The organism is Catenulispora sp. GP43 (assembly GCF_041260665.1).
Classification (GTDB): Bacteria; Actinomycetota; Actinomycetes; order Streptomycetales; family Catenulisporaceae; genus Catenulispora.
Map to the genome: position 1 here is coordinate 114,479 of NZ_JBGCCT010000010.1, position 24,355 is coordinate 138,833.

General features: G+C 67.9%; 30 protein-coding genes and 3 pseudogenes. 10 read left to right on the forward strand and 23 right to left on the reverse strand.

Annotated features, from left to right (window positions below):
- Positions 1–77: 77 nt before the first annotated feature.
- Positions 78–626 (forward strand): limonene-1,2-epoxide hydrolase family protein, encoded by a 549-nt coding sequence (locus ABH926_RS21680; RefSeq protein ID WP_370367525.1) that lies wholly within the window; start codon positions 78–80, stop codon positions 624–626.
- Positions 627–1,490: 864 nt separating this feature from the next.
- Here ABH926_RS21680 and ABH926_RS21685 read toward each other — a convergent pair.
- Entirely contained in the window at positions 1,491–2,432 is a 942-nt protein-coding gene (locus ABH926_RS21685) for an SMP-30/gluconolactonase/LRE family protein (RefSeq protein ID WP_370367526.1), read from the reverse strand.
- Between the two features lie 116 nt (positions 2,433–2,548).
- Between ABH926_RS21685 and ABH926_RS21690 the strand changes: the two genes are divergently transcribed.
- Positions 2,549–2,734: a hypothetical protein gene (locus ABH926_RS21690; protein ID WP_370367527.1), complete on the forward strand. Its 186-nt coding sequence runs from the start codon at positions 2,549–2,551 to the stop codon at positions 2,732–2,734.
- A 364-nt stretch (positions 2,735–3,098) separates the two neighbouring features.
- On the opposite strand, the gene ABH926_RS21695 is transcribed toward ABH926_RS21690, so the two are convergent.
- The 4 genes and pseudogenes from ABH926_RS21695 to ABH926_RS21710 all read right to left on the reverse strand — a co-directional run bounded on the left by ABH926_RS21695 (position 3,099) and on the right by ABH926_RS21710 (position 5,699).
- Positions 3,099–3,413 carry a DUF1330 domain-containing protein gene (locus ABH926_RS21695; protein WP_370367528.1) on the reverse strand — a complete coding sequence of 105 codons (315 nt, stop codon included), beginning with the start codon at positions 3,411–3,413 and terminating at the stop codon, positions 3,099–3,101.
- Between the two features lie 233 nt (positions 3,414–3,646).
- A pseudogene (locus ABH926_RS21700) lies at positions 3,647–3,739 on the reverse strand (aldehyde dehydrogenase family protein); the annotation flags it as partial.
- A gap of 103 nt (positions 3,740–3,842) precedes the next feature.
- Complete coding sequence (locus ABH926_RS21705; RefSeq protein ID WP_370367529.1) at positions 3,843–4,790, reverse strand: alpha/beta hydrolase; 948 nt, start codon at positions 4,788–4,790, stop codon at positions 3,843–3,845.
- 15 nt (positions 4,791–4,805) lie between these two features.
- Positions 4,806–5,699, reverse strand: a complete 894-nt coding sequence (locus tag ABH926_RS21710) for an NAD(P)H-binding protein (RefSeq protein ID WP_370367530.1) — start codon at positions 5,697–5,699, stop codon at positions 4,806–4,808.
- A gap of 145 nt (positions 5,700–5,844) precedes the next feature.
- On the opposite strand from ABH926_RS21710, the gene ABH926_RS21715 reads away from it, so the two are divergent.
- Positions 5,845–6,774 (forward strand): LysR family transcriptional regulator, encoded by a 930-nt coding sequence (locus tag ABH926_RS21715; RefSeq protein WP_370367531.1) that lies wholly within the window; start codon positions 5,845–5,847, stop codon positions 6,772–6,774.
- Here the strand turns inward: ABH926_RS21715 and ABH926_RS21720 are convergent, their stop codons facing one another.
- Positions 6,775–7,476: a TetR/AcrR family transcriptional regulator gene (locus ABH926_RS21720; RefSeq protein WP_370367532.1), complete on the reverse strand. Its 702-nt coding sequence runs from the start codon at positions 7,474–7,476 to the stop codon at positions 6,775–6,777.
- 98 nt (positions 7,477–7,574) lie between these two features.
- Here ABH926_RS21720 and ABH926_RS21725 point away from each other — a divergent pair, with 98 nt between their 5' ends.
- The 3 genes from ABH926_RS21725 (at position 7,575) to ABH926_RS21735 (ending at position 9,000) form a co-directional block, all read left to right on the forward strand.
- Positions 7,575–7,961, forward strand: a complete 387-nt coding sequence (locus tag ABH926_RS21725) for a nuclear transport factor 2 family protein (protein ID WP_370367533.1) — start codon at positions 7,575–7,577, stop codon at positions 7,959–7,961.
- On the forward strand, positions 7,961–8,374 hold the full coding sequence (locus ABH926_RS21730; protein WP_370367534.1) for a nuclear transport factor 2 family protein: 414 nt from the start codon (positions 7,961–7,963) through the stop codon (positions 8,372–8,374). The genes ABH926_RS21725 and ABH926_RS21730 overlap by 1 nt, the downstream gene beginning before the upstream one ends.
- 383 nt (positions 8,375–8,757) lie before the next feature.
- On the forward strand, positions 8,758–9,000 hold the full coding sequence (locus tag ABH926_RS21735) for a hypothetical protein (protein ID WP_370367535.1): 243 nt from the start codon (positions 8,758–8,760) through the stop codon (positions 8,998–9,000).
- A gap of 168 nt (positions 9,001–9,168) precedes the next feature.
- On the opposite strand, the gene ABH926_RS21740 is transcribed toward ABH926_RS21735, so the two are convergent.
- The 4 genes from ABH926_RS21740 to ABH926_RS21755 are packed head-to-tail and all read right to left on the reverse strand — an operon-like array spanning position 9,169 to position 12,167.
- The gene (locus ABH926_RS21740; protein ID WP_370367536.1) at positions 9,169–10,266 is read right to left on the reverse strand and encodes a YbdK family carboxylate-amine ligase; all 1,098 of its coding nucleotides are present in this window, start codon (positions 10,264–10,266) and stop codon (positions 9,169–9,171) included.
- A complete protein-coding gene (locus tag ABH926_RS21745; protein ID WP_370367537.1) occupies positions 10,263–11,285 on the reverse strand; it encodes an iron-containing redox enzyme family protein in 1,023 nt (340 codons plus the stop codon). The genes ABH926_RS21740 and ABH926_RS21745 overlap by 4 nt, the downstream gene beginning before the upstream one ends.
- Before the next feature lie 11 nt (positions 11,286–11,296).
- Positions 11,297–11,476, reverse strand: coding sequence for a CDGSH iron-sulfur domain-containing protein (locus ABH926_RS21750; RefSeq protein ID WP_370367538.1), 180 nt, complete (start codon positions 11,474–11,476; stop codon positions 11,297–11,299).
- Positions 11,477–11,492: 16 nt separating this feature from the next.
- Positions 11,493–12,167, reverse strand: coding sequence for a HemK2/MTQ2 family protein methyltransferase (locus ABH926_RS21755; RefSeq protein ID WP_370367539.1), 675 nt, complete (start codon positions 12,165–12,167; stop codon positions 11,493–11,495).
- A gap of 242 nt (positions 12,168–12,409) precedes the next feature.
- Here ABH926_RS21755 and ABH926_RS21760 point away from each other — a divergent pair.
- Positions 12,410–14,556 (forward strand): annotated as a pseudogene (locus ABH926_RS21760) (catalase).
- Between the two features lie 113 nt (positions 14,557–14,669).
- Here ABH926_RS21760 and ABH926_RS21765 read toward each other — a convergent pair.
- From ABH926_RS21765 to ABH926_RS21825, 13 genes and pseudogenes are all read right to left on the reverse strand, one after another.
- Entirely contained in the window at positions 14,670–14,843 is a 174-nt protein-coding gene (locus ABH926_RS21765) for a CsbD family protein (protein ID WP_370367540.1), read from the reverse strand.
- A 107-nt stretch (positions 14,844–14,950) separates the two neighbouring features.
- Positions 14,951–15,256 (reverse strand): gas vesicle protein K, encoded by a 306-nt coding sequence (locus tag ABH926_RS21770; protein ID WP_370367541.1) that lies wholly within the window; start codon positions 15,254–15,256, stop codon positions 14,951–14,953.
- Positions 15,253–15,426 (reverse strand): gas vesicle protein, encoded by a 174-nt coding sequence (locus tag ABH926_RS21775; RefSeq protein ID WP_370367542.1) that lies wholly within the window; start codon positions 15,424–15,426, stop codon positions 15,253–15,255. Before ABH926_RS21775 ends, ABH926_RS21770 begins: the two co-directional genes overlap by 4 nt.
- A 63-nt stretch (positions 15,427–15,489) precedes the next feature.
- Positions 15,490–16,281: a GvpL/GvpF family gas vesicle protein gene (locus ABH926_RS21780; protein ID WP_370367543.1), complete on the reverse strand. Its 792-nt coding sequence runs from the start codon at positions 16,279–16,281 to the stop codon at positions 15,490–15,492.
- Entirely contained in the window at positions 16,278–16,655 is a 378-nt protein-coding gene (gvpJ, locus tag ABH926_RS21785) for a gas vesicle protein GvpJ (RefSeq protein ID WP_370367730.1), read from the reverse strand. Before gvpJ (ABH926_RS21785) ends, ABH926_RS21780 begins: the two co-directional genes overlap by 4 nt.
- Before the next feature lie 32 nt (positions 16,656–16,687).
- On the reverse strand, positions 16,688–17,137 hold the full coding sequence (gene gvpO, locus ABH926_RS21790) for a gas vesicle protein GvpO (RefSeq protein WP_370367544.1): 450 nt from the start codon (positions 17,135–17,137) through the stop codon (positions 16,688–16,690).
- Positions 17,138–17,143: 6 nt separating this feature from the next.
- Complete coding sequence (locus ABH926_RS21795; RefSeq protein WP_370367545.1) at positions 17,144–17,395, reverse strand: gas vesicle protein GvpG; 252 nt, start codon at positions 17,393–17,395, stop codon at positions 17,144–17,146.
- Between the two features lie 2 nt (positions 17,396–17,397).
- Positions 17,398–18,192: a GvpL/GvpF family gas vesicle protein gene (locus tag ABH926_RS21800; RefSeq protein ID WP_370367546.1), complete on the reverse strand. Its 795-nt coding sequence runs from the start codon at positions 18,190–18,192 to the stop codon at positions 17,398–17,400.
- The gene (gene gvpJ / locus ABH926_RS21805) at positions 18,189–18,638 is read right to left on the reverse strand and encodes a gas vesicle protein GvpJ (protein ID WP_370367547.1); all 450 of its coding nucleotides are present in this window, start codon (positions 18,636–18,638) and stop codon (positions 18,189–18,191) included. The genes ABH926_RS21800 and gvpJ (ABH926_RS21805) overlap by 4 nt, the downstream gene beginning before the upstream one ends.
- 5 nt (positions 18,639–18,643) lie before the next feature.
- Complete coding sequence (locus ABH926_RS21810; RefSeq protein ID WP_370367549.1) at positions 18,644–19,873, reverse strand: SRPBCC family protein; 1,230 nt, start codon at positions 19,871–19,873, stop codon at positions 18,644–18,646.
- A gap of 11 nt (positions 19,874–19,884) precedes the next feature.
- A complete protein-coding gene (locus ABH926_RS21815; protein ID WP_370367550.1) occupies positions 19,885–20,619 on the reverse strand; it encodes a hypothetical protein in 735 nt (244 codons plus the stop codon).
- 556 nt (positions 20,620–21,175) lie between these two features.
- Positions 21,176–21,730, reverse strand: a complete 555-nt coding sequence (locus ABH926_RS21820) for a hemerythrin domain-containing protein (protein ID WP_370367731.1) — start codon at positions 21,728–21,730, stop codon at positions 21,176–21,178.
- Between the two features lie 371 nt (positions 21,731–22,101).
- Positions 22,102–22,433, reverse strand: a pseudogene (locus ABH926_RS21825) (plasmid stabilization protein).
- Positions 22,434–22,633: 200 nt separating this feature from the next.
- Between ABH926_RS21825 and ABH926_RS21830 the strand changes: the two are divergent.
- The 3 genes from ABH926_RS21830 to ABH926_RS21840 are packed head-to-tail and all read left to right on the forward strand — an operon-like array spanning position 22,634 to position 24,237.
- Entirely contained in the window at positions 22,634–22,885 is a 252-nt protein-coding gene (locus ABH926_RS21830; RefSeq protein WP_370367551.1) for a hypothetical protein, read from the forward strand.
- 33 nt (positions 22,886–22,918) lie between these two features.
- Entirely contained in the window at positions 22,919–23,377 is a 459-nt protein-coding gene (locus tag ABH926_RS21835; protein ID WP_370367552.1) for an anti-sigma regulatory factor, read from the forward strand.
- A 2-nt stretch (positions 23,378–23,379) separates the two neighbouring features.
- The gene (locus ABH926_RS21840) at positions 23,380–24,237 is read left to right on the forward strand and encodes a SigB/SigF/SigG family RNA polymerase sigma factor (RefSeq protein WP_370367553.1); all 858 of its coding nucleotides are present in this window, start codon (positions 23,380–23,382) and stop codon (positions 24,235–24,237) included.
- The last annotated feature ends 118 nt before the right edge of the window (positions 24,238–24,355 follow it).

Below are 24,355 nucleotides of genomic sequence, written 5' to 3' on the forward strand. Positions count from 1 at the left end.
CCGCCAATGCCCCAGTTTGCATCGTAACGACGGATGCCGCTTGCCGGGAGCTGCCCTAAGCGTGAAGAGCCTGTTCAATGGACACCCTGGGTAGCGGTCGCCGGCCCCTCATCCATTTAGGTGAGCCCGCCCGCACAGAGGCGCACGCCTGCCTCGAAGCGGGCGCCGGGCACGAAAAGATCATCATCACCGTCTGCGGGGTATCACAGCGCACTGTCAACATCAACCACAGGAGGAGCCCGATGGAGAGCCCGATCGAGGTAGTGCGCAGGTTCTGCGCAGCGTGGTCGGACAACACCGGGGCCGCCGAGCTGGCGGCTTTCTTCACCGAGGATGCCACTTACCACAACATTCCACTGGCGCCGATCACCGGCCGACAGGCCATCGCCGACTCCATCGCCTCGTTCATCCGCCCCGGCCCACCCGGCATCGAGCAGATCGAGTTCAACGTCGTCAACATCGCGGCCGACGGACCGATCGTGATGACGGAGCGGGTGGACGTCTTCAGGCTCTCCGACAAATCGTTCGAACTGCCGGTCATGGGGACCTTCGAGGTGGTCGACGGCAAGATCGCAGCCTGGCGCGACTACTTCGACATGAACCAGTTCACCAGCCGGATGGGATAAGCCGGACCTCCTCAACGCTCGATTTCACATGGCGGATCTGCCGCACTGACCAGCCGGTTCAGGATGGCAGATCTCGTATGCCAGCGAGCTGGCGTGCGACGGCCGACTGGTCGGCCTCGCCCAGCACATCATCAGAGAGCAACGACGCACTCGCTGCCTACACCGGCATGTGGAACGACATGGCGAACGCCTCGCACACAGCGAACTGGCGAGACACTTCCCTCACCAATCACGCGACCGGCGAGGCACTGGCAGAGATTCTCAGCGGGCTGTATTCAATGAGTCAGCAGGGTTGGGTATCGCATGGCGCGCCCGTCCTACGTCCGCGCATCACCAGTTCGAAAGGGTCATCGAAGCCCATGTCGAGCTGGCAAACGGGGTCTGGCGCATGACCTACTACGCCGTCACCGCCGCCGGGGTACAGGACCGGGGGCGGTGCCCGGGCACCGCTGACGCGGCTACGCCGGCCGGCCGACTGGGTCGCGGAGAAGCCGCGGCTAAGACTGGAGATCGTCGAACACAGCGACGGCATGTCAGGGTTCGTGGTTCTGCCGCTCAGGTGGGTGGTGGAGCAGACTCACGCCTGGATCGTCCGGCAGCGCAGGCGCGTCCGGGACTACGAGCGGCTCCCCGAAAGCCACAAGGCCATGGCCCGTTGATCGATGGCGCTGGTCAGGATCCGACACCTGGCCCGGACCCCGCAGCGGTGAGCACCGCGAACCAGCACAGCGGCTGACACCGTAGGCGACGGCGTCGATATCAGCGCTCAGGGGACGACTCCCCTGTTCTCCTGGGTCGGGCGGCGCGGTCCGGGGTGAAAGAATGGACCGCGCCGGCCGGTGTCGGTCGTCAGCTGGTCGGCGGTTAGTGGCGCGGGTTGATCCGGCCGGTGAGGAGGTTGGGGTCCTTCTGGGTGACGTAGGCGGCGGAAGCGACGTAGAAGGTGTTGCCGCGCACGGCGACCGACGTCGGGTTCGACAGGCCGTCCTGGGCGGTCAGCACGATGGTGTGGGAGCCGTCCGGTCGCACCAGCGCTACTTCGTTGGACGGGTTGAGGGTGGCGAGCAGGCGGTCGTCGTGACCGATGAACTCGAAGTCATCGATTCCGCCGAGGCCGGTGGCGGCGATCTGGGGGGTGCCGGCGCGGCCGCGGTCACCGATCGGGTAGCGGACGATGGTGCCCTTGTCCAGGTTGGAGGCCCAGACCGCGCCGTTGTGGACTTTCAGGCCGTTGGCGCCGAGGAAGCCCGTGGACGCCAGCTCCGGTCCGGACGCCCAGACTGTTGCCGGGCCGCCGACAGCCGGAATGCGCCAGATGACGCCGAGGACCGAGTCGGTGACGTAGAAGTCGCCGGTGGTCTCGTCCCTGGCCAGCCCGTTGGGAAGCCCATTGCCGGGCAGGGCCGCGATCCGCTCCGGGGTGTCTCCGGGTCGGACCCGCCAAAGGCCCGTCAGGTCGTCGGTGCCGGTAGCCTCCAGGACGTAGAACGTGCCGTCCTCGGTGCGGACCAGTCCGGTGGACAGGGCGAAGTGCAGGACCGGGGTGTTGACGCCACCGTCGGCCGGTCCGGGGAGCGTGGCCAGGACACTGACCTTTCCGTCCCGGCCGATCCGGGCGATCTGCCGGGCGGCGGAGAACGACAGGTCCACCGCGCCGCCGCGGTCCAGGGTGATGTTCTCCGGCATCTGGCCGGCGGCCAGGTTGAAGTGGTCGGCGATGCGCACCGAGGACACCGGCGGACTAGAGGCCATCGCCGAACCGGAGACGATGACCGACACGGCGGTCGCGGCAACCGCGGCGGCCACGAGGTTTCGTATATTCCTGCGGGTGTTGAGCACGGTGGTTCCATTTCCTTGACGGGACGGACGGTTGTTCCGGGAGCAACTCTGCGGTGGTCCCGCCGAGGCAACCAGCCTCGGCCTTGCCTATCCCTGGCCGGGATAGGCTGTGGGAGCTCGCCATCCTGTGGGCCGACCACCAGGTGCGGGCCTGCGACGTCGCGGACTACGTCCTAGCCACCGCCGCACCCGGCTCACCGTCGGAGAGCGCGCTGCGCCTGCTGGCCCAGGCCACCGGGGACTATGTCAGGATTCTGCAGCCGGTATGACCGATAACGTCTCGGCAGCCATTGGTGCCGGTTACGACAGCTTGTCCCAAGTTGAGGAACATCGCGTTTGACGCCAACCACGTTTCAGGCATCGTAAGCGCCCCGCCGGAATCGCCGCGGTCGCCGCGATGCTGGCGGTCCATCGCCATCCAACTGTCCGGCGCCCGGATCAGTTCGAATCGGCGGCTTTGAAGCACAGTTCACCAGTCACATTGACCAGCTCCAGATCATCGCGGATGGCGTTTCCAAGAAGGTCGACGACGAGCACGCGGTGGTCGCAGCCTCGCCAAGTGGACATGCGGCGAGAACCACCGAGCTCAGCGGATCCAGATAGGTGTGGCCAGCTGTGCCCCGCCTGGACCGGCTACTCGCCGGTTTGCTGCTGAGCGTCGTAGCCTTCGACGAACAGCAATCGGCGGCGCAGAGCCTTGCTCGCCAGGGCACGGGCCGGGGCGTATTCCACAGAGTCGTACCAGGTTCTGAGCGTGGCCATATCGGCGAACTCGATGACGACAAGCCTCCGGTTGCCGGACCACTCCCCCTCCGCGGCGGTCGGCGACGCGGCCAGGACGAGATAGCGGCCGCCGAAGTGGCCGACAGCCGCGCGCGCCAGCCGGACGTATTCCCTCGCCGCCTCCCGGTCGATGGTTTCGACCTCTGTGATGCTGTATGCGGGCATGGGAAGCTCCTTCCCGATCGAGGTCTATGAAGCGTCTTCGGCGAGGATGCGGTCGCGAGCGGCGTTGAGCGCCGCGGTCACAGCGTCTGCGGGCCGGTTGAAGCTGGCGAACGGCGCCGACGGGACACCGGTGCGGGCCTCTTCGCCGTGCTTGCGACCGAAGCCGCTGTCGCCGCGGCCGCCAAACGGCAATGCGGAGCATCGAGGTCATGGCCATCGCGTGGATCACGATGGCCGCCGGGTGTGGCCAAGGGGAAGTTCCACGGGCCGATCACACCGAGCACACCGTAGGGCAGGTGCTCGATCCAGGCACGCTGGTTGGCCGCGCTCGGCGGTACCTAGACGTCTCGGCGGCCGAGCACCGCCGAGTTCCCACCACGGGCCGGCGGCTGCGCGAGCACCGGCCAGTGTAACCATCTCTGCTCCCTGCTATGCCATGTGCTTGTCGAACCAGTCGAGCATCGGAGCCGGGCGACGCTGGAACTCCAGGTATCCGTCGAACCTGGCCGTGGTGCCCTCGATCCAGGTGAGCCTCTTGTCTGCGACGGGGATGTTGTCGAACATCGTCTGGACGTCGCTGGGCTCTGTGAGTACGTCGTCGCGCACCTGATAGAGGAATGTCGGTACGCGCACGCTCTTCGCCCAGCTCGGCGCGTCGCGTTCGGCGAAGCCCATGCTGGTCCGCCGGATGATCTTCTGCTCGAACTCGTCGATGCGGTCGGCGAGCCCGAGCATACCGAGGCGGCGTTGCACGATGGTGCGGGCCGTCACCGGCTGCGGCGCGACGAGCGCCCGCACGCCGTCGAACGCGTGCGGGAACTGCGTCATGGCCGCGAACGTGGAGCTCGCGCCCATGCATCGGCTGAACAGGCCGATCGTCAGGTCGCGGGTCTCGGGGCGGACCCGGGCAAAAGCGAGCGAGCCGACGACGTCGCGCGCCTCGTAGATGCCGCTGGAGGTGATCCCGCCGTTCGCGCCGCCGCTGTGGCCGTGATTGCGCAGGTCGTAGGCGAGCACGTGGTAGCCGGCGTCGTGCAGGATCCGGTAGTCGGGCACAAAGTCGACCTCGAACCCGTTGCCGCTGGCGGCCCACTCGGTGTGCCACGGCTCCAGGTGCGCGGGGAGGCCGGCGCGGTTGAAGCCCATCGGATGGTTCGCGATGATCAGCTTGTCCGAGCCCGGGGCTGGGATGTACCAGCCTTCGAGCGGGACTCCGTCGTGGGACGGGAAGCTGACGCGCTCGTAGTCGAGTCCGTAGTCGCCGGGCGTGTGCAAGATCGGCGAGCGACGCTGGAAGCTGAAGCCGTCGGCGAACCTTTCCAGGATCTGCTGGGCCTGGGCCTCGGAGAGCGTGGTCGGAGTATCGGTGGCGGGCATTGGCCGGTTCCTCTCCTACTGAGCCTGAACGGCCGGCTTGAGTGTGTCCTGGCACCACTGGCGGAAGCTCGTCGGCGTGCTGGTCAGCGGTGTGCGGATCGCGGCGTTGTCGAGCCCCGCGTTCTTGGCGGACATCATGTCCGTCATGGCCTGGGCCATCGCTTGGCTCATGCCGCGTCCGGCGAGGTTCGCGGTGAACGTCTCGAACGGGATCCGCTGGTAGCGCACCGGGGTGCCCAGCACCTCGGAGATGATCCGCGCCATGTCGTTGTAGGACAGGTCCTCGGGGCCGAGCAGCGGCTGCTCGGCCACCCCGTCCCATGTCTCATCGAGTAACAACCGGGCTGCGGTCGCGGCGATGTCACGGGTGGCGACCGACGGGAGTCCGCGGTCGGCGTCGATCGGTCCGAAGAACATGCCGCTGTTCTTGATCGGGGAGGCCTGCCACAGCAGGTTGTCCATGAACGAGGGCATCGTCAGAGCGCGGTAGGCGACGCCGCTGCCCGCGATCAGATCGTCCATCGCCAGGGTCGCGGTGACGTGGCCGGCCTTGTCGGCGACGTCTGTACCGCGGCCAAGGGCCGAGACACCGACGACGCGGCGCACCCCGTGGCGTTCGAACGCCGCCACGGCGGGGCGAGCGAAACCGACGTAGGCCTCCTCGACGCTGGCAGCCTCATCGTCCGGCGGCACCAGCCAGAACACCGCGTCGGCGTCCTTGAACGCCCGGTCGAGCACCGCGGCGTCGCCGTGTGAGCCTTCGACGACCTCGACGCGCCGACGTACCTGCTCGGGCAGCCGGGCCGGATCGCGCACGATGACGCGTACCGGCTGGGCATCGGCTCCGTCGAGGACGTCGGCCAGGACCTGGCGGCCGATCTGGCCGGTCGGTGTGGTGATGACGATCATGATTGCTCCTGGCTTCGTAGCTGTCATCTCCACAGTGCGCGCCGACACGTGTGCCCGTCCAAGACGTATTCCTGAACGCAATGCGTATCACTTATGACAGCAGATCAAAGCTGCCTTGCGGCGGAGCATCTGCTACCGTCGAAGGGTGTCTGACAGACCGTTCGCCGCCGCGGACGATCTGGGTCTGCGAGCCGTTCGGCTGTTCGTCGCGGTCGCCGAGGCCCGGCATTTCGGCCGTGCGGCAGCCGAGTTGCTCGTCTCCCAGCCGTACCTGAGCCAGCAGATCCGCGCTCTGGAGCAGCGACTGGGCGTGCGCCTGCTCGACCGCAGCCCGCGGGGCACCAGCCTGACCGAGGCCGGTGAGGTGTTCCTGCCCCGGGCCAGAGCGCTGTTGCGCTCGGCGGTTCAGGCCGAGGCGGCGGCGCGCGCGGCAGCCACGCCGAGCCGCATTACCATCGGCCACACCAGGCACATCGACGTCGAGGCCGCAGTGCGCGAACTGCGCAGACTCCACCCCGATGCCGAGGTGCACGTCATAGACCTGAATTGGAACGAGCCGCGCGAGGCTTTGCTGGAGCACCGGGTGGACGCTGTGGTGGCCCGCTTCCCGCTGACCACCGACGCGTTGGATGTCACCGTCCTGTACGACGAGCCGCGCGAACTGCTCGTCCCCCTGGACCATCGGCTCGCCGGCAAGGAGTCGGCCGCGCTGTCCGATATCGCTGACGAGCCTCTCCCGAAGCTGCCGGACCCGGCGTGGAACGCCTTCTGGCGTATCGACCCCCGCCCCGACGGCAGCCACGCACCCGACGGCCCGGCGATCGAAGTCCTGGAGGACAAGCTCGAACTGATCGCCGCCGGGCAGGCCGTCGCCATCGTCGCCGCCGGGTTCCGCGGCGTCCGGCCGGACCTCACGACCGTCCCGCTGCCCGATATCGAACCGAGCCACGTCGTCCTTGCAACTCGCACAGGCGACCGCAATCGGCTCGTCGAGGCTTTCCGCAAATGTACTCGGCGCAACCTGACCGGGCCGCCGCTTCCTGCGTCATCGCCGGAGGTACCGCCGACGAGCTGATCAGGTCGCGAAGGCGGCCAGGCCGGTGGCAAGCAGCTGCGCCGCGCGGCGGACCTCGGCCGTGACTTCGTCGCGCACCTGCGCCGGGTTCCGCTGCCCGTTCAGGTGTGCGCAGGAGGAGTTGACCTGGACGCTCCACAGGCCCACCAGCGCGGTCGCAGCGATCTGCGGCTCGGGATCGGCCGGGGTCAGCCCGACCCTCGCGGCCAGCGCCTCGCAGGCCGTGTCGGTCATCCGGGCGAGCATGTTGCGGTGGTGCGCCCGCAGCGCCGGGGTGTCGCGGACCATGGCCTCGAAGCGCTGCACGGCCGCGGCGGCCCACACCTGGTCGTCCTGCGCTTCGAGCCAGGCGATCAGGTTGTCCAGCTCGCCGGCCAGGATCCGTACCATGGCCTCGACCGGTGTGGTGCCCGGATCGGCCAGCCCGGCCCGCAGCTCGGCGAGCCGGTCGGCGGGTAGGTCCAGGACCAGGGATTCCTTGGTCGGGAAATGGTTGAACACGGTGGTCGGCGACACCCCGCACACGCGGGCGATCTCCACGACGGTCACGGCGTCGAACCCGCGTTCCAGGAACATCTCGACGGCGGTGTCGACCAGCAGTTGGCGGGTCGCCAGCTTGCGGCGCTCTCTGCGCCCGGCAACCGGGCGCGCCTCGGCACCCGGTGCCCGCAGCGCACTCCAGTCCACCGTATGGGAGCTCATGGGCCCTCAGGATAGTCACCTTGCGCGATCACGATGAAGGCCTAGAGTTGTAGTGACACCACTTTTGGTGGCCTGTTCGCACCAGAATGGAGTGTTTCATGCCGGACCTCGAGCGCAACAAGCAAGTCGTCGTCGACTACTACCAGACAGCGTTCGGCGGAAACCCGCAGAAGGCGATCACCGACCACTTCGGGCCCCGATACGTCCAGCACAACCCCGACGCCCAGGACGGACCGGAGGCCTTCATCGGATTCGTGACCTGGCTCCGAGGCGAGTACCCGAACCTGCAGCTCGACATCAAGCGTGTGATCGCCGAGGGCGACCTGGTCGCCACCCACTCCCACCTCGACCTGGAACCCGGCACGGACAACCCCGGGCGCGCCCTGGCCGACTTCTTCCGCCTCGAGGACGGCAAGGTCGTCGAGCACTGGGACGTCATCCAGGAGGTGCCGAAGACCTCCGCGAACGACAACGGGATGTTCTGATGCCGACCGACGTTCCAGCCCGGACGCCGGCACAGACCGTACGGTTGCAATATCTGGCCTCGGCCACCGGCGACATGGAGCTGTGGCGCCAGGTGGTCGCCCCGGACGTGGAATGGACCGAGGCCGCCGGATTCCCGCTGGCCGGCACCTACCGCACCCCCGAGGGCACGATCAGCGGCGTGTTCGAACGGTTGGCCGCCGAGTGGGACGGCTGGACCACCCACGACGACACCTACGTCGTCGACGGCGAACGCGTCGTCGTCCTCGCCCGCTACACCGCCCGCAACAAGGCCACCGGCAAGGACATGGTCGCCCGCGTCGCGCACTCCTTCATCGTGCGCGACTCGCAGATCGTCCGGATGGAGCAGATCGTGGACTCCGCCTCCGTACGCGCGGCCATGACTGACACCTGACGCCACAGGCGCAGCCCGCACTGCATATCAGCCATCAGTCCCGAACCAGGCCACACGACCACGGCGACAAGCCACAAGGCGTGCACGGCGCGACGTCCATACGTGTTCCGTGGCGGCGCCCTTCCCGGTACTTCGCCTGTGACAAACGGGTGATGTTTGCTTTCCCGGTCTCGGGTTATCGGCATCTGTTACGTCGCGCGGGCAGTCCGCCCTCACATCACCCGAGCAGGTCGACCGTGAACCGGCTCGGTAGACGCCCACAGGGCACATGGCACGAAAGGGTCGCACAAGCAGTGGATCGGCCGCTCCTTCAGGATGTGTACGAGGTACTGGAACGTGCCGGTTTCTGGATCCACGACAGCCGAGGGCTGACGATCGAACCGATGCCCGGGGCGGTGCGGGTCCACTGGTGCCCCGACTACACCCTGCTGCGCCCGGCGATCAACCTCGGACACAACGGGCGGGGTGACGTGCCCTACGGCTATGGCCAGGGCATCAAGGCCATCATGGCCGCCGCGGTGACGGCAGTGTTGGAGCAGGCCGGCTACCGTGTCCAGGCCCACGACTCCGAACTCCTGGTCAGCACGAGCGGCAAGGCGGAGCTAAGCTCACCGAACTCGGACTGAAACGGTCCGGTCCCCCGATGAAGAGCGCCGCCGACTGGCCGCAGCGGCGAGCTCAGTGAGGAAATGCTGGGATCTGGACGCCGACCTGGCCGAACGTCCTGGACCGGCCTGGAACACCCGAAGAACCCCGCTGAACACATGCTCAGGCATCCGTCCAGCGCGGCTCCGTCATCGCACCACCAGCGAGTCGACGACATCGGTCCAGCGGCCGCGCCGTCCGTAGACTGCGCGTTGCCGGTCGGCCACCGTGCCGCGTTCCCAAAACCGGCGTAGCAGCCGGTCTGCGAGTTGCTCGTCTCCGGCGGCGGCAAGACCGGGCCGGCTGCGGTGCACCAGCCGGCTCAGCAGGGTCCCCGAAGGTAGGAGCGCACCCGTGTCCGGATCGTGGGCCCAGGCGCGGAGTCCATCCATCGCGACCCAGCGGTGGAACTTCTCCAAGCGGGAGCCGTGCATGTCCGGCCATGGCCGCCCGTCGCGCGCCTCGGCCAGAAGGGTTGTGGCCAAGCCGCGCAGGAGCACCGCGTACAGCAGAACAAGGTCGAGGTCCGGGTTGGCGTCGGCGATGCGGATCTCCAGCGTGGGGCAGTGCTCGGACGGCCGGGAATACCAGTAGATCATCTTGCGGTCCAGGAGCGGGCCGTCCGTGGTCAGGCTGTCAGCCATCCGCTCGTAGGCCGCCTCGTCGAGCATCGGGGCCGGTTCCACGGTCGGCAGGGCCTTGACGTCGAAATAGCGCCAGCTCGAGCAGTGCCGGTCCTGTTGGGCGGCGAACGGTGAGTTCACGCAGAGTGCCTGAAGGACAGGCAGCCACGGCCGTAGGTGATTTCCCAGCAGGATCGCCTCCTCGCGCGGCAAAGTGCCCACGTGCACGTGACATCCGCTTATCTCGCTGCTTATCCCGGCGGTGTAGCGTTCCGCGATGAGTTCGTACCGTGCGTCAGCAGTGATCGGCAGCGGGCGACGGGTAAGCACTGCGCTGGCCGCGGCCACAAGTAGGCATCCTGCGGCCGCCGAGGCTGCAGCACCGATCTGTCGTGCCCGCACCAACTCGGATCGCAACTGCTCGGCGCTCATGCAGGGCTCGGTGGTGAACTCCACCTGTGTGGCGTAGAACTCGCGCTGGGCATGCTCGCCGAGCTGAGGGCGGGCCTTGTCCAACACTTCGGCCGCTCGGGGCGCCGTGAAGCGCGTACTCATATCGGCGAGCACGAACTCCTCCTCCACGCCGAAGCTGAGTATCTCGTCGATGGTGACATCCGTCTTCATATCCGCCTCGCAGGCGCGTCCGAGAGCGGTTTTCGCAGCGAACTCTGCGATCGCTCCCAACAGCCGAGCAGGTGCGTGCCCAGCCGGTCGTCGACCAGGGCACTCGCCGCGAGCCCGAACGCGATGTCCGCCTCCAACTCCGGCTCGTCGCGGATCAGGGTGTCGATGACCCCGTGCCGGATGAGTTGTTCGTGCACTGCGTCGGCCTCGATGTGCTCGCGGTAGAAGCGCGTGCCGTCGGCGCCGGCGCCCAGGGCGGCGAAGGCCTCGGCCAGCCGCCGGGAACCCGGGGAGGATGTGATCTCCACGCGGGCGAACTGACCGACCAGCGCGCCGCGGTGGACGCTGTGCAGTCCGAACAGGGACATGAGGTTCACGACGGCGAGGCTGTGGCCGGTGGCGGCGTCGACATAGGCGCCGTAGTCGGGGTCGAGACCGAAGTCGGCCATCATCTCGCCGAACAGGCGGGAGTGCACCGCTTCCGGCCGGCCGGCGCCGTACTCGTCGTACTCCACCGCGACCAGCGCGGCTTGCGCCGCGCCGTGCAGGCGCGGGATGACCCACGCCTGGGGGTCGGCTTCCTTCAGGTGGTACAGCGACCGGTGCACGAGGTACTCACGAGCCTGCCAGCGCTCGCCTTGGCGTAGCAGATAGTGGGAGACGCCTGTGCCGTGAAGCGGCTCGATGAGCATGCCTTCGATCTGCTCATCGGCCGAAGGCACGTTGGGCAGTTCCTCCTCGATCCCGTCGAGGAACACCTTCTCCAGGTGTGCGCGTGCCGCCAGTAGACCCGGGTCCCATTCCCAACGCCAGGCCGCGGGGACGTCGGTGAAGCCTCGATAGTGCAGCTCGTAGCAGATGTAGAGCGCGAGCTGCAGGTCTTCGTCCAGCCAGTCTCCCGTTGCTGGAGGTAGTTTCACATCGGCTTCGGGGCCAGCCCCCAGCAGCGTCACCAGGGCCTCTGTCACCGGTCCCCGGGGCTCGGGCAACCGAATCGGAGCCAGCGTTCTGACACCCATGGAGACCTCCCCTACTGCGAGTGTTCGACTGGACGATGACAGCGATGACTGGTGTCACAGAACGGGTAGCTACGGCTGCGCCGACATGCACACAAAGCCACCATCGGGCGGTAGCTGACGACGACCCGGCCGTCGCCCAAGCGGACGGCGACGGGGCCTTCGACGAGGATCGGACCGGCTCGCTCCGCCATCACCACTCTGATCGGTTCAGACGCGGACACCGCGAATCACCACCATCTCTTCGTGACGTTCGCCTTCAGTGAGCAGCCCACGACGTTCCAGCCATCGGGCGCGCGAACGCGTGATGGGTCCGAACTCCTGGCGGGTCCGGCTGAGGGTCTCCACAGCGAGACCGGCTCGTGTCAGGCGACGCACCGTCTCGGCCACGTCGGCCAGCGAGGAATGAACAAGGAGGAGAACACCGGCGGGCTTGAGTACCCCTGGTGCCTCCGCGCAGATGCGGTCCAGCCACAGCCGCCCGCTGGGACCCGCGTCCCAAGCGCGGGCTGGTCCTCGTGTGGGCAGGTCCGGCGATGGCACGTAGGGCGGGTTCGACACCACGACATCGAACAGGTCTCCCCGTACCGCTTCCAGCAAGTCGCCCTTTCGGACACGGATGAGCCGGCGGTGGAGCATTCCGTTCAGCCAGGCCGTCGCCACGGCCCGCCGCGAGATGTCGACCGCGGTGATCCGGACACCGCGCCGCGCGGCGACGGCGACCGCCCCGCTGCCGGTTCCGAGGTCCAGGAGGCGACCGCCGCGCGTCATCGGCTCCCGCCGCAGCGCATCGGCGAGCAACTCGGTGTCGGTCCGAGGCCGGTACACGCCCGGCGGCACAATCAGGAAAGTCATGATTCGCCCTTCCCCTTCAGGCCCCTTCATGTGGGGTCAAGCCGCCGTGTGCCCCATGATCGCGGCAGCAAACGCTCACGAAGAGCGAGCGAGGGTCGTTTTGACCGGGGCGCCTCCGAGGAGGCTGCGCGGGCCGGTCACCGGCGTGCCTCCGAGGCACCAGGGCCGATCGCAGCGAGGCACCGCGCACGCCGACCGACCGTTTGTGCCGATTGATCCAGGGCACCCGGCCCCGACGACGAGATGCGAAGCACCACCGAAGGAGCGACCCCATGGCAGTCGGCCCGGCGACCGCAGGCAGCGGAGTAGAGCGTGGAGACCTCAAGAACGAACACCTCGAGAACTCCCGAGCCCACCCCGCCGAAGACCTGCTCACCACCGACCAGGGCGTGCGGATCGACGACACCGACAACTCGCTGCGGGTCGGCGAGCGCGGTCCGACGCTGCTGGAGGACTTCCAGGCCCGGAGAAGCTCACCCACTTCGACCACGAACGCATCCCCGAGCGCGTGGTGCACGCCCGCGGGTCGGCGGCCTACGGCTACTTCGAGGCCTTCGAGTCGCTGGCCGATCTGACCTGCGCGGACTTCCTGTCCGAAGCCGGTCTTCGTACGCCGGTGTTCGTGCGCTTCTCCACGGTGCAGGGCCCCCGCGGCTCGGCCGACACGGTGCGGGACGTGCGTGGGTTCGCCACGAAGTTCTATACCCGCGAAGGAAACTACGACCTGGTCGGCAACAACATGCCGGTGTTCTTCATCCAGGACGCGATCAAGTTCCCGGACTTCGTGCACGCGGTGAAGCCCGAGCCACACAACGAAATGCCCACCGGCGGCACCGCGCACGACACGTTCTGGGACTTCTGCTCGCTGCAGCCGGAGTCCACACACATGCTGATGTGGGCCATGTCGGACCGCGCGATCCCGCGCAGCCTGCGGATGATGCAGAGATTCGGCGTGCACACGTTCCGCTTCGTGACCGCCGAGGGCCGGGGCACGTTCGTGAAGTTCCACTGGCGTCCCAAGCTCGGGGTCGCCTCCCAGGTCTGGGACGAGGCGCAGCTGACGGCCGGCCGCGATCCCGACTTCCACCGCCGCGACCTGTGGGAGGCCATCGAGGCCGGGAACTACCCGGAATGGGAGCTCGGGGTGCAGCTGGTACCCGAACAGGATGAGATGTCCTTCGACTTCGACATCCTGGACGCCACCAAGCTGATTCCCGAGGAGGAGGTGCCGGTCCGGGTGATCGGCCGGATGGTCTTGGACCGCAACCCGGAGAACTTCTTCGCCGAGACCGAACAAGCCGCCTTCCACACCGCCAACATCGTCCCCGGCATCGACTTCTCCAACGACCCCCTGCTGCAGGGCCGCAACTTCTCCTACCTGGACACGCAGCTGATCCGCCTGGGCGGTCCCAACTTCTCCCATCTGCCGGTCAACCGCCCCGTCGCCGACGTCCACACCAACCACCGCGACGGCTACGGCCAGCAGGTGATCCACCAAGGCGTCAGCTACGCGCCCAACTCCCTGAACCACAACAATCCGCACCAGGCCGGCCTCGACCGGCAGCCCGGCGTCTTCCAGCACTACCAACAACGCGTGGACGGCGACGCCATCCGCAAGCGCAGCGACAGCTTCTCCGACCACTACAGCCAGGCCACGCTGTTCTGGAACAGCATGGCCGACTGGGAGAAGCAGCACATCGTCGAGGCCTTCCGCTTCGAACTCGGCAAGGTCGAGACCGCCGAGATCCGCGAGCGCATGATCGGGAACCTGACTCGCGTCGACCACGAACTGGCCGGCAGGGTCGCGGCAGGCCTGGGCATGGAAGCGCCGAAGGAGCCCGCGACCGCGAACCACGGACGGATCTCACCCGCGCTCAGCCAGGACAACCTGCTCCCCGCAGACCCGGCCACCCGGAAGGTCGCGGTGCTCGGCGCCGACGGCCTCGACGCGGACCAGGCCACGGCTCTCATCACCGCACTCTCCGATCGCGGTGTCACCGCCGAGATCGTGGGCCCGCGAGGCGGGACGTTGCAGAACCAGAACGGCGACGGCGGCATCGCCGTGGACAAGGCCCTGCCCACCACCGCATCGGTCCTCTACGACGCCGTGCTGGTGCCCGGCGGCGAGGCATCGATGCAGGCGCTCGCCCAAGACCCCGACGTCCGCCGTTTCATCGACGAGGCCTACCGCCACGGCAAGCCCATCGGCGCTCTCGACTCCGGCGTCCAGCTCGTGGCCGCCCTCACCGGCGAGGACCTGGCACCCGACGCACAAAGCGGCCAGCCCCGGTCCCGGCACGGACTCGTCGTCGCGGACACAGCGGACACCGCCGGGGGCGAGCCGAACGGCTTCGTCGACGCGTTCGCCCTCGCACTGTGCGCCCACCGCTTCCCGGACCGGGCAACGCCCACGAACTGACAGACCGGGTCGTGGCACAGTGCGAACCCCCACTACGAACACGCCGCCGCACCAGCCCGAGCCAAGGCGCGGTCCTGGTGCGGCGGCTATATCTTCAGCTGCTCTTTCGGGCGTCAGTGCTTGACAGCGTCCTTCAGTTTCTGGCCCGCCTGGGCCGTATCGGCCGCCGCCTGCTCAGCCTTGCCCTTGACGACGAGGCGCTCGTTGCCGACAACCTTGCCGACGGTTTCCTTCGTCTTGCCCTTGGCAGCCTTGGTGGTGTGCTTGATCTTCTTTTCGGCGCTCATGGCGTCCTCCAGTGGTCATTCCTTGACTATCGTGCCGAATGCCCACAAAACGGACCCCCATTCGCGCCGCCGACGATTTTCCCAAACCGCTACGCTGTGTCACCGCCTCACCGGTCAGTACCGAGCAGCGGCCCCAGGGGCCCCAGGTCGATGTTCAGGTCCTCCGGCTCGAGGCCGAAATGCTCGCGCAGTTCGTCCATCCGCTCCTCCAGCACCATCAGGGTCACGCCGATGGCTTCGATCTGGTCGTCCGTGAGGTCTCCCTGGTCAACGCGGCGGAGCGCTTGGCGTTCCATCAGTTGCCGGATGAGTTCCACCACCGTGAGGATCAGGCAGGCCAGATCGCGCCCCACGTTATCGGGGTCCAGAACGACATGGTGGCCGGCGACGACGGGCTCACGGGGCGGGCTCACGGCAGACTCCCGTCCGCGGTCTCCATGGCGGTGCGCACGGAGGCCACCAGTGCTCGCAGACTGATCCGGACCAGATCCACCTCGGCTATCGACAAGGTGATCTCCCCGGCCACGACCACCCCGCCGGCCAGCAGCCGGTCCAGGAGGTCGACCAAGGGGACCTGCTCCACCCACGGCGGTGGCGAAGGACTCGGAAGGGACGCCGCTGCTGTCGCTGGTGTGGGCACGGCTTCTCAGCCCCCCTCCGGCTCGGCACCGACGCCGCTGAAGGAATACGACGGCCATGGCCCGGTCGCCTCGACGCGAAGTTCGGGATGGCCCGCAGTGAGTTCGTCGAGCGTCCGGCCGAAGGCGGAGCTGTGACCATCGTCGATGAGGTAGGCGCCGTTGAGCAGCATCGGCTCACCCCGCCCCGATGCCTCCATGCTCTGTACCGGGTGCCGCGTGGATTCGGCCGCCGACGCGGACAACGCCGCGTGGATGTCCTCGGCATCGTCCAGGGCACGGCCCATGATCTGCTGCTGATCTTCTCGTTGGGCCTTGCGGCGAAGCAGATAGGCGGTCCCGGGACGCGGCTCGCCGGAGGCGCGGTCGTTCGCACCGGTGTCGTACGCGGCATTCGATGGACGGACCAGGAAGACCTTGACGCCCCACTCGGTGCGACCGGTGATCCGACGCAGCGCCGCGAGGAGTTCGTCGCGCCGGCTGTCGAGCATCGTGGCAGCACGCTGATCGTCACGGTAGATGGTGGCGAAGCGCATCGGCAGAGTGGGTCCCGAGCGAGCCAGGGTCGCGACGACCTGGTGGTGGGCGCGCGCCGCTCGCTCCAGCCAGGCGGCGTCCTCGAGATGTGCGTGCAGCGGTTCCTCCTCGAAGTCCGCGCGCGGCACTGATCCGGCCACCGCGGCGATGCCCGGGCCGGCGATGACACGCACAGGTTCGTCCGCGACGCCGGACAGTCCTGGAGGAACCGGCCGGCCGGCGGGGACGAGGCCGTAGAGCCAGGTGTTGGACGGCGCGGTCATGACTCAGTCCGGGTGCGAGTTGTGCGGCCGCCGGTGGCTTTGCGGGTCCGGCTGGGTGTTTTCGCGGTTTCGGAGGTGTGGCCGCTGCCGGCCTCCAGTTCGCCGAGACGCTCGCGCAGCCGTTTGTTCTCCAGTTCCAGGTCCCGTTGGCCGGAGGACAGGCTGGGGTCGTGCTCCCACCAGTCGATCCCCATCTCCCGGGCCTTGTCGACCGAGGCGATCAGCAGCCTGATCCGGATGGTGAGCAACTCGATGTCGAGGAGGTTGATCCGGATGTCGCCGGCGATGACGATGCCCTTGTCCAGCACGCGCTCGAGCAGGTCCGCGAGGTTCGCCGGCTGGGGAGCGGCCGGCGTTCCCGCGTGGGACGGCACGCGGTTGCCGCCGCTCCAACCGATCTGCTCGCTCACGACTGTTCCTCCTGCGCCCTACCGCGGTGGTAGCGGCGTTCGCGGCGGTAGGAAACGAGTTCGCCCTCCTTGTCCAGGACGACTTCGTAGACGGCCAGGATGTCCGTCGAGTCCGGGATCCGGGCCGACTCCAGGACCTCGATTCCGACCCGCCATCCGTCATCGGTACGCTCCAGCAGCGTCAATCCCTCCGGTTCGTGCCCGGCCATCTCTCGGACGTGGCGCGCGGCGAGTGCGGCGGCCTTGCGGGAGTCCAGCGGCCCAGCGGCCTTACGCCGCGTTCGCGGAGCGGCCTTGCCATCGTCCTCATCAGAGCTTGGCCGACGGGTGCGACTCGCGGGCTTTCGGGCCGAGGAGGCGCGGCGCGTGCCGGTGGATTCACGCGTCCCTGATTTTGTCGTCTCCCTGCTCCGGGATGACCTGCTGCGGGGTTCGTGTTCGGGCATCGCCGCTCACACCTTCCGTCCTGCGCCGGCCTGCCGGACCTCCCACAGACGCCGCACCAGTTCCGCCTCCTGCTCGTCGGCTTCCTGGTCGGTCAACGCCCCGCTGACCCGCGCGGCCTCCACTTCCGTCAGCTGCCGCCGGATGGCGGTCGGGTCCTCGAGCTCACGCCGGGCCTGCTCGGAGATCTGTTCGGCCACCCACACCACTCCCCGCACCGGGGCCAGGGGGAAGGTCAGCAGCCCGGTGAAAAGGCCCATGGCTAGAGCACTTCCTCGGCCTGTTCGACGATGCCGGCCACGAAGTCGTAGGGCGCCAGCGGCCCGAGCAGGCGCACGTCGATCCGGCCGGCCCACCCCTTCGCGAGTTCCTCCGCCGCGGCCTCGAACGCCGAACGCTTGGCACGGTGGACGAGGAAGGAAACGTCGACGGCCTGCTCTGCCGCCGGCGCTCCCGGCGCGACGGCCGCTGCCAGCGGGCCGAGGCGGTCCAGCAGGACCTGGGTATCCGTCCGCCGGCGCGCGTCGATCTCCTGCGCGATCATCTCGCCCAGCTGGATCCGCTGGTAGTAGCCGGCATCCGCGGACTGGTCCATGGTCTGCTCGCGGAGGCGATCTATGTCCGGGCGGTCGGCGAGGATCTCTCCGAGGATGTGGTCCTCCTGGTACTCACCGCGCACTGTGAACTGTGTGTGGTCGTCGAGCTCTGCCAGGGCCGCGGCGAACTTCTCCTCCAGCGGGCTGAGCAGCTCGTCGGCGACGGCCGCTTCGTCGCGGACGACCCCGCCGAAGCGGAAGGGCAGGACCGGTGTGCGCTCTGCCGCGACGGAGTTCAGGATCCGCGCGTGGGCCCGCAGGTCGTCGGGGGTGCCCAGAGGCCTGCCTGGGTCGATCTCGCTGACCAGCGCGGCGACCCGGTGGTGCCGGACGAGGGTGACCGGTGCCGGCGGGTCGCCGACTCCCCGGGCTTGTTTCGGCGCCGTGGTGCTTTCGGGGACGACGCCGTACACGTAGCAGGCTCGCTCGCTCTGTGGTGTCGATGTGGTGGCAACGTTCACCGTTCACGCTCCCTGCGCTTGGTGGCGGTGCGGGACTTCCGCCGTGGGCGCTCCTCCGGTTCCTCCTCCTCTTCGTCTTCCTCGTCGTCGTCGCGGCCACGTACCTTGTCGACCATTCCGCCAACGGTGTCCTTGGCACCTTCCAGGGCGCCCTTGGTCTTGCGCCGGGCGCCGCCTTCCTCCATGTCGCCCATCAGGTCCGGCAGCCCCTTGGTCTGGTCCTGCTTCAGGTCCAGCCGGTTCACGGCCTCCGCGAAGCGCAGATAGGTGTCGACGCTGGCGATCACGATGCGCGCGTCGATCGTCAGCAGTTCGATCCCCACCAGCGAGACGCGGACGTAGATGTCGATGACCAGGCCCTTGTCCAGGATCAGGTCGATCACGTCCACCAGGCCGCTCGGGGAGGGGCGGGATACGTAGCCTTGGGAACTCGGGGCGATCGTCACTGTTCTCACCTCCTCGCCGCGGGAGTCCGGCGCCGTCTGCGGGCCGGCGCGGGCTCGGGCTCGTCTTCGTCGTCGTCCTCGGCTTCGTCCTCGGCTTCGTCTTCGTCTTCGTACTCGTCCTCGTCCTCGTCCTCGTCCTCGTCCGGCTCTATGTCCGAGTCGTCGTCGTACTCGTCCTCGGGGGCATCGGCCGCTTCTTCATCCCCGTCCTCATCGTCGTCATCGTCTTCGTCGTCGTCCGGGGGCTCCTCGTCTTCATCTTCATCGGCGTAATCGTCGTCCTCGTCGTCCTCGTCGTACTCGTCTTCGAGATCCTCGTCTTCGTCCGGTTCCTCTTCCTCGTCTTGGTCCTCGTACTCGTCCTCGTCTCCCTCGTCGCCCTCCTCGCCCTCCTCGTTCAGCGCGTCCTCATGGGAGCGCACGACCTCGCCGTCGCGGATCTCGCCGCGCCAGCCCTCGACGTCGTCCTGGTCGAGGATGGTCTCGCGCATGATGTGGCGGTCGAACTGCTGGAGTTCCAGCCGTGCCCGGCGGCGCTGGGACCGGAATGCGTTGCCGGTCTTCTCGAACAGGCCCTGGGGGTGATACTCGAGCACCAGGAGGATCTTCGTGAGGTCGGGTGTGATCTCGTGGAACGTCACGGTGCCGTCGATGTAGCCCTTGTCGCCCTGGGACCGCCACACGATGCGCTCGTCAGGGACCTGCTCGATGATCGTCGACTCCCATTTGCGGTGCGAGAAGTAGATGCCGGCCTTCCAGCTGACCTTCTCGTCGGATTCCTGGTCCACCGACTCGATGCGCTTGGTGAACTTCGGGAAGCTCTGGAACTGGGTCCACTCGTCGTAGGCCACGCGGACCGGGACGCCGACCTCGATCTGTTCGAGGATGGTCGTGATCTTGCCGCCGCCCTTGCCGCCGCCACCGCCGATCTTGTTCATGACCATGTTCTTCACTCCGGTCGCGCCGATGCCCAGCAGCTTGCCCATCGGCAGACCGTGGCCCTTGGAGCCGCCCTTGGAATCGCCGTCTTCCGCCCCGTCGTCCGCGCTGCTGCCCCCGTTCTCGACGTAGTCGACGAGCCGGCCCGTCAGGTCGCCGACCTTATCGGTGACCATCGTCATGGCCCGTTCGCCCAGGGCCGCCATGAGCTCGCGCGTCTGATCCTTGAGCTCGTCGGTCGGCAGGTCGTCGAGCAGACCGCCGCCGGCTTCCTTCTCCTTGGTTTGCTTGGCCATCGCTCTCACCCCTACTTGCGGGCCGACCCGCGCGTACCGCTGGTCTTACGGGTGGAGGACTTGGCCGTCTTGCGGGTCGACGAGGACGACGCGGCTGCCTTCTTCGCAGGCGCCTTCTTCGCGGGCGCCTTCTTCGCGGGCGCCTTCTTCGCGGGCGCCTTGCCGGCGGCGGACTTCGACGTCGTGCTGGCCTTGGAGGCCGGACGCGTGGACGAAGCGGCACGCTTGCGCGCTGTCGTTCCGCTGCTCGAAGACGTGCTCGCGGTCGACTTCGCTGCCGAAGCCGGCTTCGATGCCGCCGAAGTGGAACGCCTACGGGACGGCGAGGTCCCGCCACGTGTCGACCGGGAGGATTTGGACGCGCGCGGCTTTTCCTGCCGTTCCTGCTCGTCCTCTTCCGTCTCCTCGGGTTCGTCTTCGGCGTCCTCCGACTCCTCCGGCTCGTCGCCGGAGTCGCGCGCGGCCTCAGTGCGCTGGTGAAGCTGCTCGGTCAGCGCCTCTATGCGGCTGCTCGCTGCTGCCATGGCCGCCTTCTTGCCGGCTTCGGCGAGTCCTCCGCTGACATCGCCGGCCAGGTCGCGCAGTTGGGGCGAGGACTCCAGAAGCTGACCGAGGAGAACGCCGGGATTGCTGCTCAGTTTCTTGCCGGCCGCCATGCCGGCCAAGGCCATCGCCCATCGCGCTTTGTGCCAACGCCCCAGGACGTAGCCGACTCCGACGGCGGCAGCGAGCTTGGTGTTGTTCATGATTTTCCCTTGAGAGCGATATTACCCGTTTATCCCGAATTTAGCCGATTTCAAAGTATCGGGCAAGGGCGCCGGGCCTGGCCGCGGGAAGTTCGGGCGCACCACTAAGGGCCCTGCGAACTAGGCAGCCGTTGGGAAAACGCGCCTTTTCAGCGGACCTCGCACAGGCCCGTACTCTGACATCCGGCATCGATGGATCGACCGAGGGCGCGCACACTGAAATACGCAGATCTCGTCGAAAGTAATTCTGCGCAGAATCGCAGTCCGGAGTCCGATGCACCAGCCACTGAAGCGGCAGGATCAGGGCTTCAGCCACGCACGGTGACGAGAGTCCCGGTACGGATACCGTGCCGCAGGAGAAACGTCCACGAACTCTCAGCGCCTTCAAGTCGGGCGCGAGGCCCGTCGGTCACCTCAGCCGGACGGGCGGCGCGCTGGTTCGCAGCGCCGGGGTCTGGGACGTTGAATCTTCTGCGATCTTACCCCGGACACCGGCTGGCCGACTGACGAATCGCCGGGGCCGGACCCTGCGTCGTCCAACCACCTCCTGGCCGGTTCAAGAGCCACCGCGGCCGGTGAACACGTCACGGATCCGGTCAACCAGGCCCGCACCCGCGATGACGAGCTCGCTGTCGCCGGCCTCGGGATGCGGGCGTGTCGGAGCGATCTTCTTGGTAGCGCGGACTTCGTCCCCGAGCGTGAACAGCTCTTCTTGGGTAAACGTGTCGACCAGCTCGGGAAACAGGTGGTCCTCTTCGTCCTCCACGTGCGCGGACACCTCCCCGATCAGGTCCTGGACCAGGGTGTCGAAGCCGGGATAGGCGCTGTCGGCGGTCTCGATCTGCTTGAGCAGCTTCTCCACCCGCGCACTTTCGGCCTGCTCCTTATCCGCCATCGCCTGTCCTCCGGGCACCCGCGCGCGCACAGCCGGGTACAGGTGCTGCTCCTCGGCTACCGAATGGCGCACCAGCTCGATCGTGAACTCGTCGGCCACGCGCCGCCGCTCATCGCCGTTTCCCGCGTCCAGCGCGGCGTACTCCTCGAACAGCTTCTCGACCTCGCGGTGATCGGCGGTCAACTCGGCTATTACGTTCCCCTCGTGATTTGTCATCTCCTGCTCCTCACACGCACCCCCGAAAGGACGGTCCGGCGGGCCGCCCGCCGGACCCCGTGCCCTTTTCGCGACCAACCACACCCCCGAAACCTCCGGCGAGGGTTCCGGGACCAGCCCGGTCAGGCGACGAGCCGTCTGCGCGAACCCACGGATTAACGGCCCTCGGCTGCATGGGGCCGGTTTCGGGCTGACCAGGTTTCGGTGCTCCGCCCCCGTCGTCGTCATGCGAGGCCATCCCCTGAACAGCCCAATCGACGGCGCCGCGGGATGCCCGGTCGAGCTCCGAGAGACCCGCCTCCGGCCGCACCCGAACCCCGCGCCGACCAGCAGGGCACGGGGTTCGGGTGCGCAGCGGCCGCACGCCGGCCTCAGCGTCCGCCGACCGCCTTCAGCAGCTCGCTCTTGTTCATCTTCGAACGGCCCTTGATGTTCCGGTGCTTGGCTTCCTCGTAGAGCTGGTCGTAGGTACGACCGCCCGATCCCTTGTGCGAGCGCTGTCCACCGCGCTGCCCGGAGGAAATGTCCTGCTTCGACAGCCGGCTGGCCTCCTTGGACTCGCCGTGTCGAGAGCCCGTTCCTTGTTCACGGTACGCGCGGCGATCTCCTCGGCGGTGTCCTCGGACCTGCCGCGATTCTGCAGGCCTTCCTTGATGTGCTCGTACTGACGCTCGCGCTTCTCGCTCCACTGGCCGCGTGGCATGGGCGATCTCCTCTCGTGAGAGCGCACGTGTGCCCGCCGATGCCCTGGCCAAACGACGCAGCCGGAACCGTGGACCCGCCAACGCCGCCTCGGCCGGCGCCGACCGGTGGTCCACATGGGGGAATCCGCGGCGTTTTCACCGTTTGCCCCGCGCCAACCCGGGCAGCAGCGTGCGAAGACGTGCAGAGGAGTGATGTCACATGACGCAGGTTGTCAATGATGGACTCATGCCGGCCGAGACGAGCGGGCAGAATCCCCGACACAATGCCCACCCGCACAGGGCCGCCGCGCACGGCAGGACCGCCGCCCACAAACGGGTGCGGCACCCCCGCACGACGCGCACGACACGCACGACACGCACGACCGGGATGGCCGCCTCGGCCGCCGGAGCGCTGGCCGTGGTGTTCGTCAGCAAGCTGATGCGCACGACGTCGTATCGACAAGGCAGGTGAGTAGCAGATGGGTGCTTGGAGCGCCGGCTTCCCATGAGCGCCGCGGCTGGCGAGCGCAACGCGAACCCCGCGGCGGCGACCGGCAGACCGATGTCCGCGCAGACCTTCGTCGTCACGATCCACGTGCCGGCCCGTCCCGAGTACGTCCCCATCCTTCGCGCCGCCTGCGGACAGCTCGCGCCCCTGCTGGACTGCACGCTGGAGGAGGTCGTCGACCTGTGGCTGGCCGTCGACGAGGCCACCGGGTTCCTCCTGCGCAACTGCGTCGCGGTCAGCCGGGGCGCAGAACAGGATGATCTGTCGGCCACGTTCGTCATCACCGGGCCTGGTCTGCGCATCACCCTGAGCAGGACCGCCGACGTCTCCGTCCGACCGGACGACGACGACTTCGGATGGGCCATCCTCACCGCGCTGGTCGACAGCTTCACCTGGGGTGTCCGGGGCTCGACCGTCCGCGTGGACATCCGGAAACAACACGCCGGCGGGAGGTAGGGATGCAGACTCTCGTTGAGGAGTGCGAAAGCGCACGCCTCCGAGAACGCGCTGAAGCGCGCAACGCGTTGTTCCGTCTGCGCAGGATGCGCGACGACGATTCCGAGTACGACGCGCTGCGCGAGTACGTCATCGAGGAGTACATGTCGTACGCGCGCTACGTCGCGCACCGCTTCCGACGGCGCGGCGAACTGGCGCAGGACTTGGAACAGGTCGCCTATCTCGGCTTGGTCAAGGCCGTCGACAACTTCGATCCCGACTACGGCACGACCTTCCTCACCTACGCCACCCCGATCATCGCCGGCGAGATCAAGCGGCACTTCCGGGACGCGACGTGGGATCTGCACGTGCCGCGCCGGATGCAGGAGCTGTCCGCCGCTGTGCGCACGGCGCAGCAGGAGCTGACACACCAGCTCGGCACAGCGCCCAGAGCGGAGGACGTCGCCCGCTTCCTCGATCTGCCGCTGGAGGAGATCGTCGAGGCCTACGAAGCGGTCGCCGCCTACAACACGACCTCGCTGGAAGTGCCCGTGCTCCACACGGAAGGCGACAGCGCCACGCTGGGCGACCTGCTCGGCCGCGAGGATCCCGGCATCGACCGGGTCATCGACCGCGAGGCGCTCAAGCCGCTGCTGAAACGACTGACGGCCAGGGAGAAGAGGATTCTGCTGATGCGCTTCTTCCGGAACATGTCCCAGTCGGAGATCGGCGCCGAACTCGGCGTCTCGCAGATGCAGGTGTCCCGACTCCTGGCCCAGATCCTGGGCAAGCTGCGGCAACGGCTCGGCGCCGACGGCCCGGGAGCCAGTGCACGGCCGCCGGGTTTGATCCGGCCGCCGCCGGTCACACGTCGCGCATGAGCGACAGAGAACCCGACAGCATCATCGACCCGGAGAACTACGACGCCGCCGAGGCACTGGACCGGCTCCAGGCCGAGGACTCGCAGTATCGGCGGGGAGGATGCCTGTGCCCGGGCCG

Excerpts from the sequence above, each read along its gene's own strand:
- ABH926_RS21680 (WP_370367525.1), top strand. The coding sequence starts at position 78 with ATGGACACCCTGGGTAGCGGTCGCCGGCCCCTCATCCATTTAGGTGAG.
- ABH926_RS21695 (WP_370367528.1), bottom strand. The coding sequence starts at position 3,413 with ATGCCCGCATACAGCATCACAGAGGTCGAAACCATCGACCGGGAGGCG.
- ABH926_RS21705 (WP_370367529.1), bottom strand. The coding sequence starts at position 4,790 with ATGCCCGCCACCGATACTCCGACCACGCTCTCCGAGGCCCAGGCCCAG.
- ABH926_RS21710 (WP_370367530.1), bottom strand. The coding sequence starts at position 5,699 with ATGATCGTCATCACCACACCGACCGGCCAGATCGGCCGCCAGGTCCTG.
- ABH926_RS21720 (WP_370367532.1), bottom strand. The coding sequence starts at position 7,476 with ATGAGCTCCCATACGGTGGACTGGAGTGCGCTGCGGGCACCGGGTGCC.
- ABH926_RS21725 (WP_370367533.1), top strand. The coding sequence starts at position 7,575 with ATGCCGGACCTCGAGCGCAACAAGCAAGTCGTCGTCGACTACTACCAG.
- ABH926_RS21730 (WP_370367534.1), top strand. The coding sequence starts at position 7,961 with ATGCCGACCGACGTTCCAGCCCGGACGCCGGCACAGACCGTACGGTTG.
- ABH926_RS21735 (WP_370367535.1), top strand. The coding sequence starts at position 8,758 with ATGCCCGGGGCGGTGCGGGTCCACTGGTGCCCCGACTACACCCTGCTG.
- ABH926_RS21740 (WP_370367536.1), bottom strand. The coding sequence starts at position 10,266 with ATGAAGACGGATGTCACCATCGACGAGATACTCAGCTTCGGCGTGGAG.
- ABH926_RS21745 (WP_370367537.1), bottom strand. The coding sequence starts at position 11,285 with ATGGGTGTCAGAACGCTGGCTCCGATTCGGTTGCCCGAGCCCCGGGGA.
- ABH926_RS21750 (WP_370367538.1), bottom strand. The coding sequence starts at position 11,476 with ATGGCGGAGCGAGCCGGTCCGATCCTCGTCGAAGGCCCCGTCGCCGTC.
- ABH926_RS21755 (WP_370367539.1), bottom strand. The coding sequence starts at position 12,167 with ATGAAGGGGCCTGAAGGGGAAGGGCGAATCATGACTTTCCTGATTGTG.
- ABH926_RS21765 (WP_370367540.1), bottom strand. The coding sequence starts at position 14,843 with ATGAGCGCCGAAAAGAAGATCAAGCACACCACCAAGGCTGCCAAGGGC.
- ABH926_RS21780 (WP_370367543.1), bottom strand. The coding sequence starts at position 16,281 with ATGACCGCGCCGTCCAACACCTGGCTCTACGGCCTCGTCCCCGCCGGC.
- gvpO (WP_370367544.1), bottom strand. The coding sequence starts at position 17,137 with ATGCCCGAACACGAACCCCGCAGCAGGTCATCCCGGAGCAGGGAGACG.
- ABH926_RS21795 (WP_370367545.1), bottom strand. The coding sequence starts at position 17,395 with ATGGGCCTTTTCACCGGGCTGCTGACCTTCCCCCTGGCCCCGGTGCGG.
- ABH926_RS21810 (WP_370367549.1), bottom strand. The coding sequence starts at position 19,873 with ATGGCCAAGCAAACCAAGGAGAAGGAAGCCGGCGGCGGTCTGCTCGAC.
- ABH926_RS21815 (WP_370367550.1), bottom strand. The coding sequence starts at position 20,619 with ATGAACAACACCAAGCTCGCTGCCGCCGTCGGAGTCGGCTACGTCCTG.
- ABH926_RS21820 (WP_370367731.1), bottom strand. The coding sequence starts at position 21,730 with ATGACAAATCACGAGGGGAACGTAATAGCCGAGTTGACCGCCGATCAC.
- ABH926_RS21830 (WP_370367551.1), top strand. The coding sequence starts at position 22,634 with ATGACGCAGGTTGTCAATGATGGACTCATGCCGGCCGAGACGAGCGGG.
- ABH926_RS21835 (WP_370367552.1), top strand. The coding sequence starts at position 22,919 with ATGAGCGCCGCGGCTGGCGAGCGCAACGCGAACCCCGCGGCGGCGACC.
- ABH926_RS21840 (WP_370367553.1), top strand. The coding sequence starts at position 23,380 with ATGCAGACTCTCGTTGAGGAGTGCGAAAGCGCACGCCTCCGAGAACGC.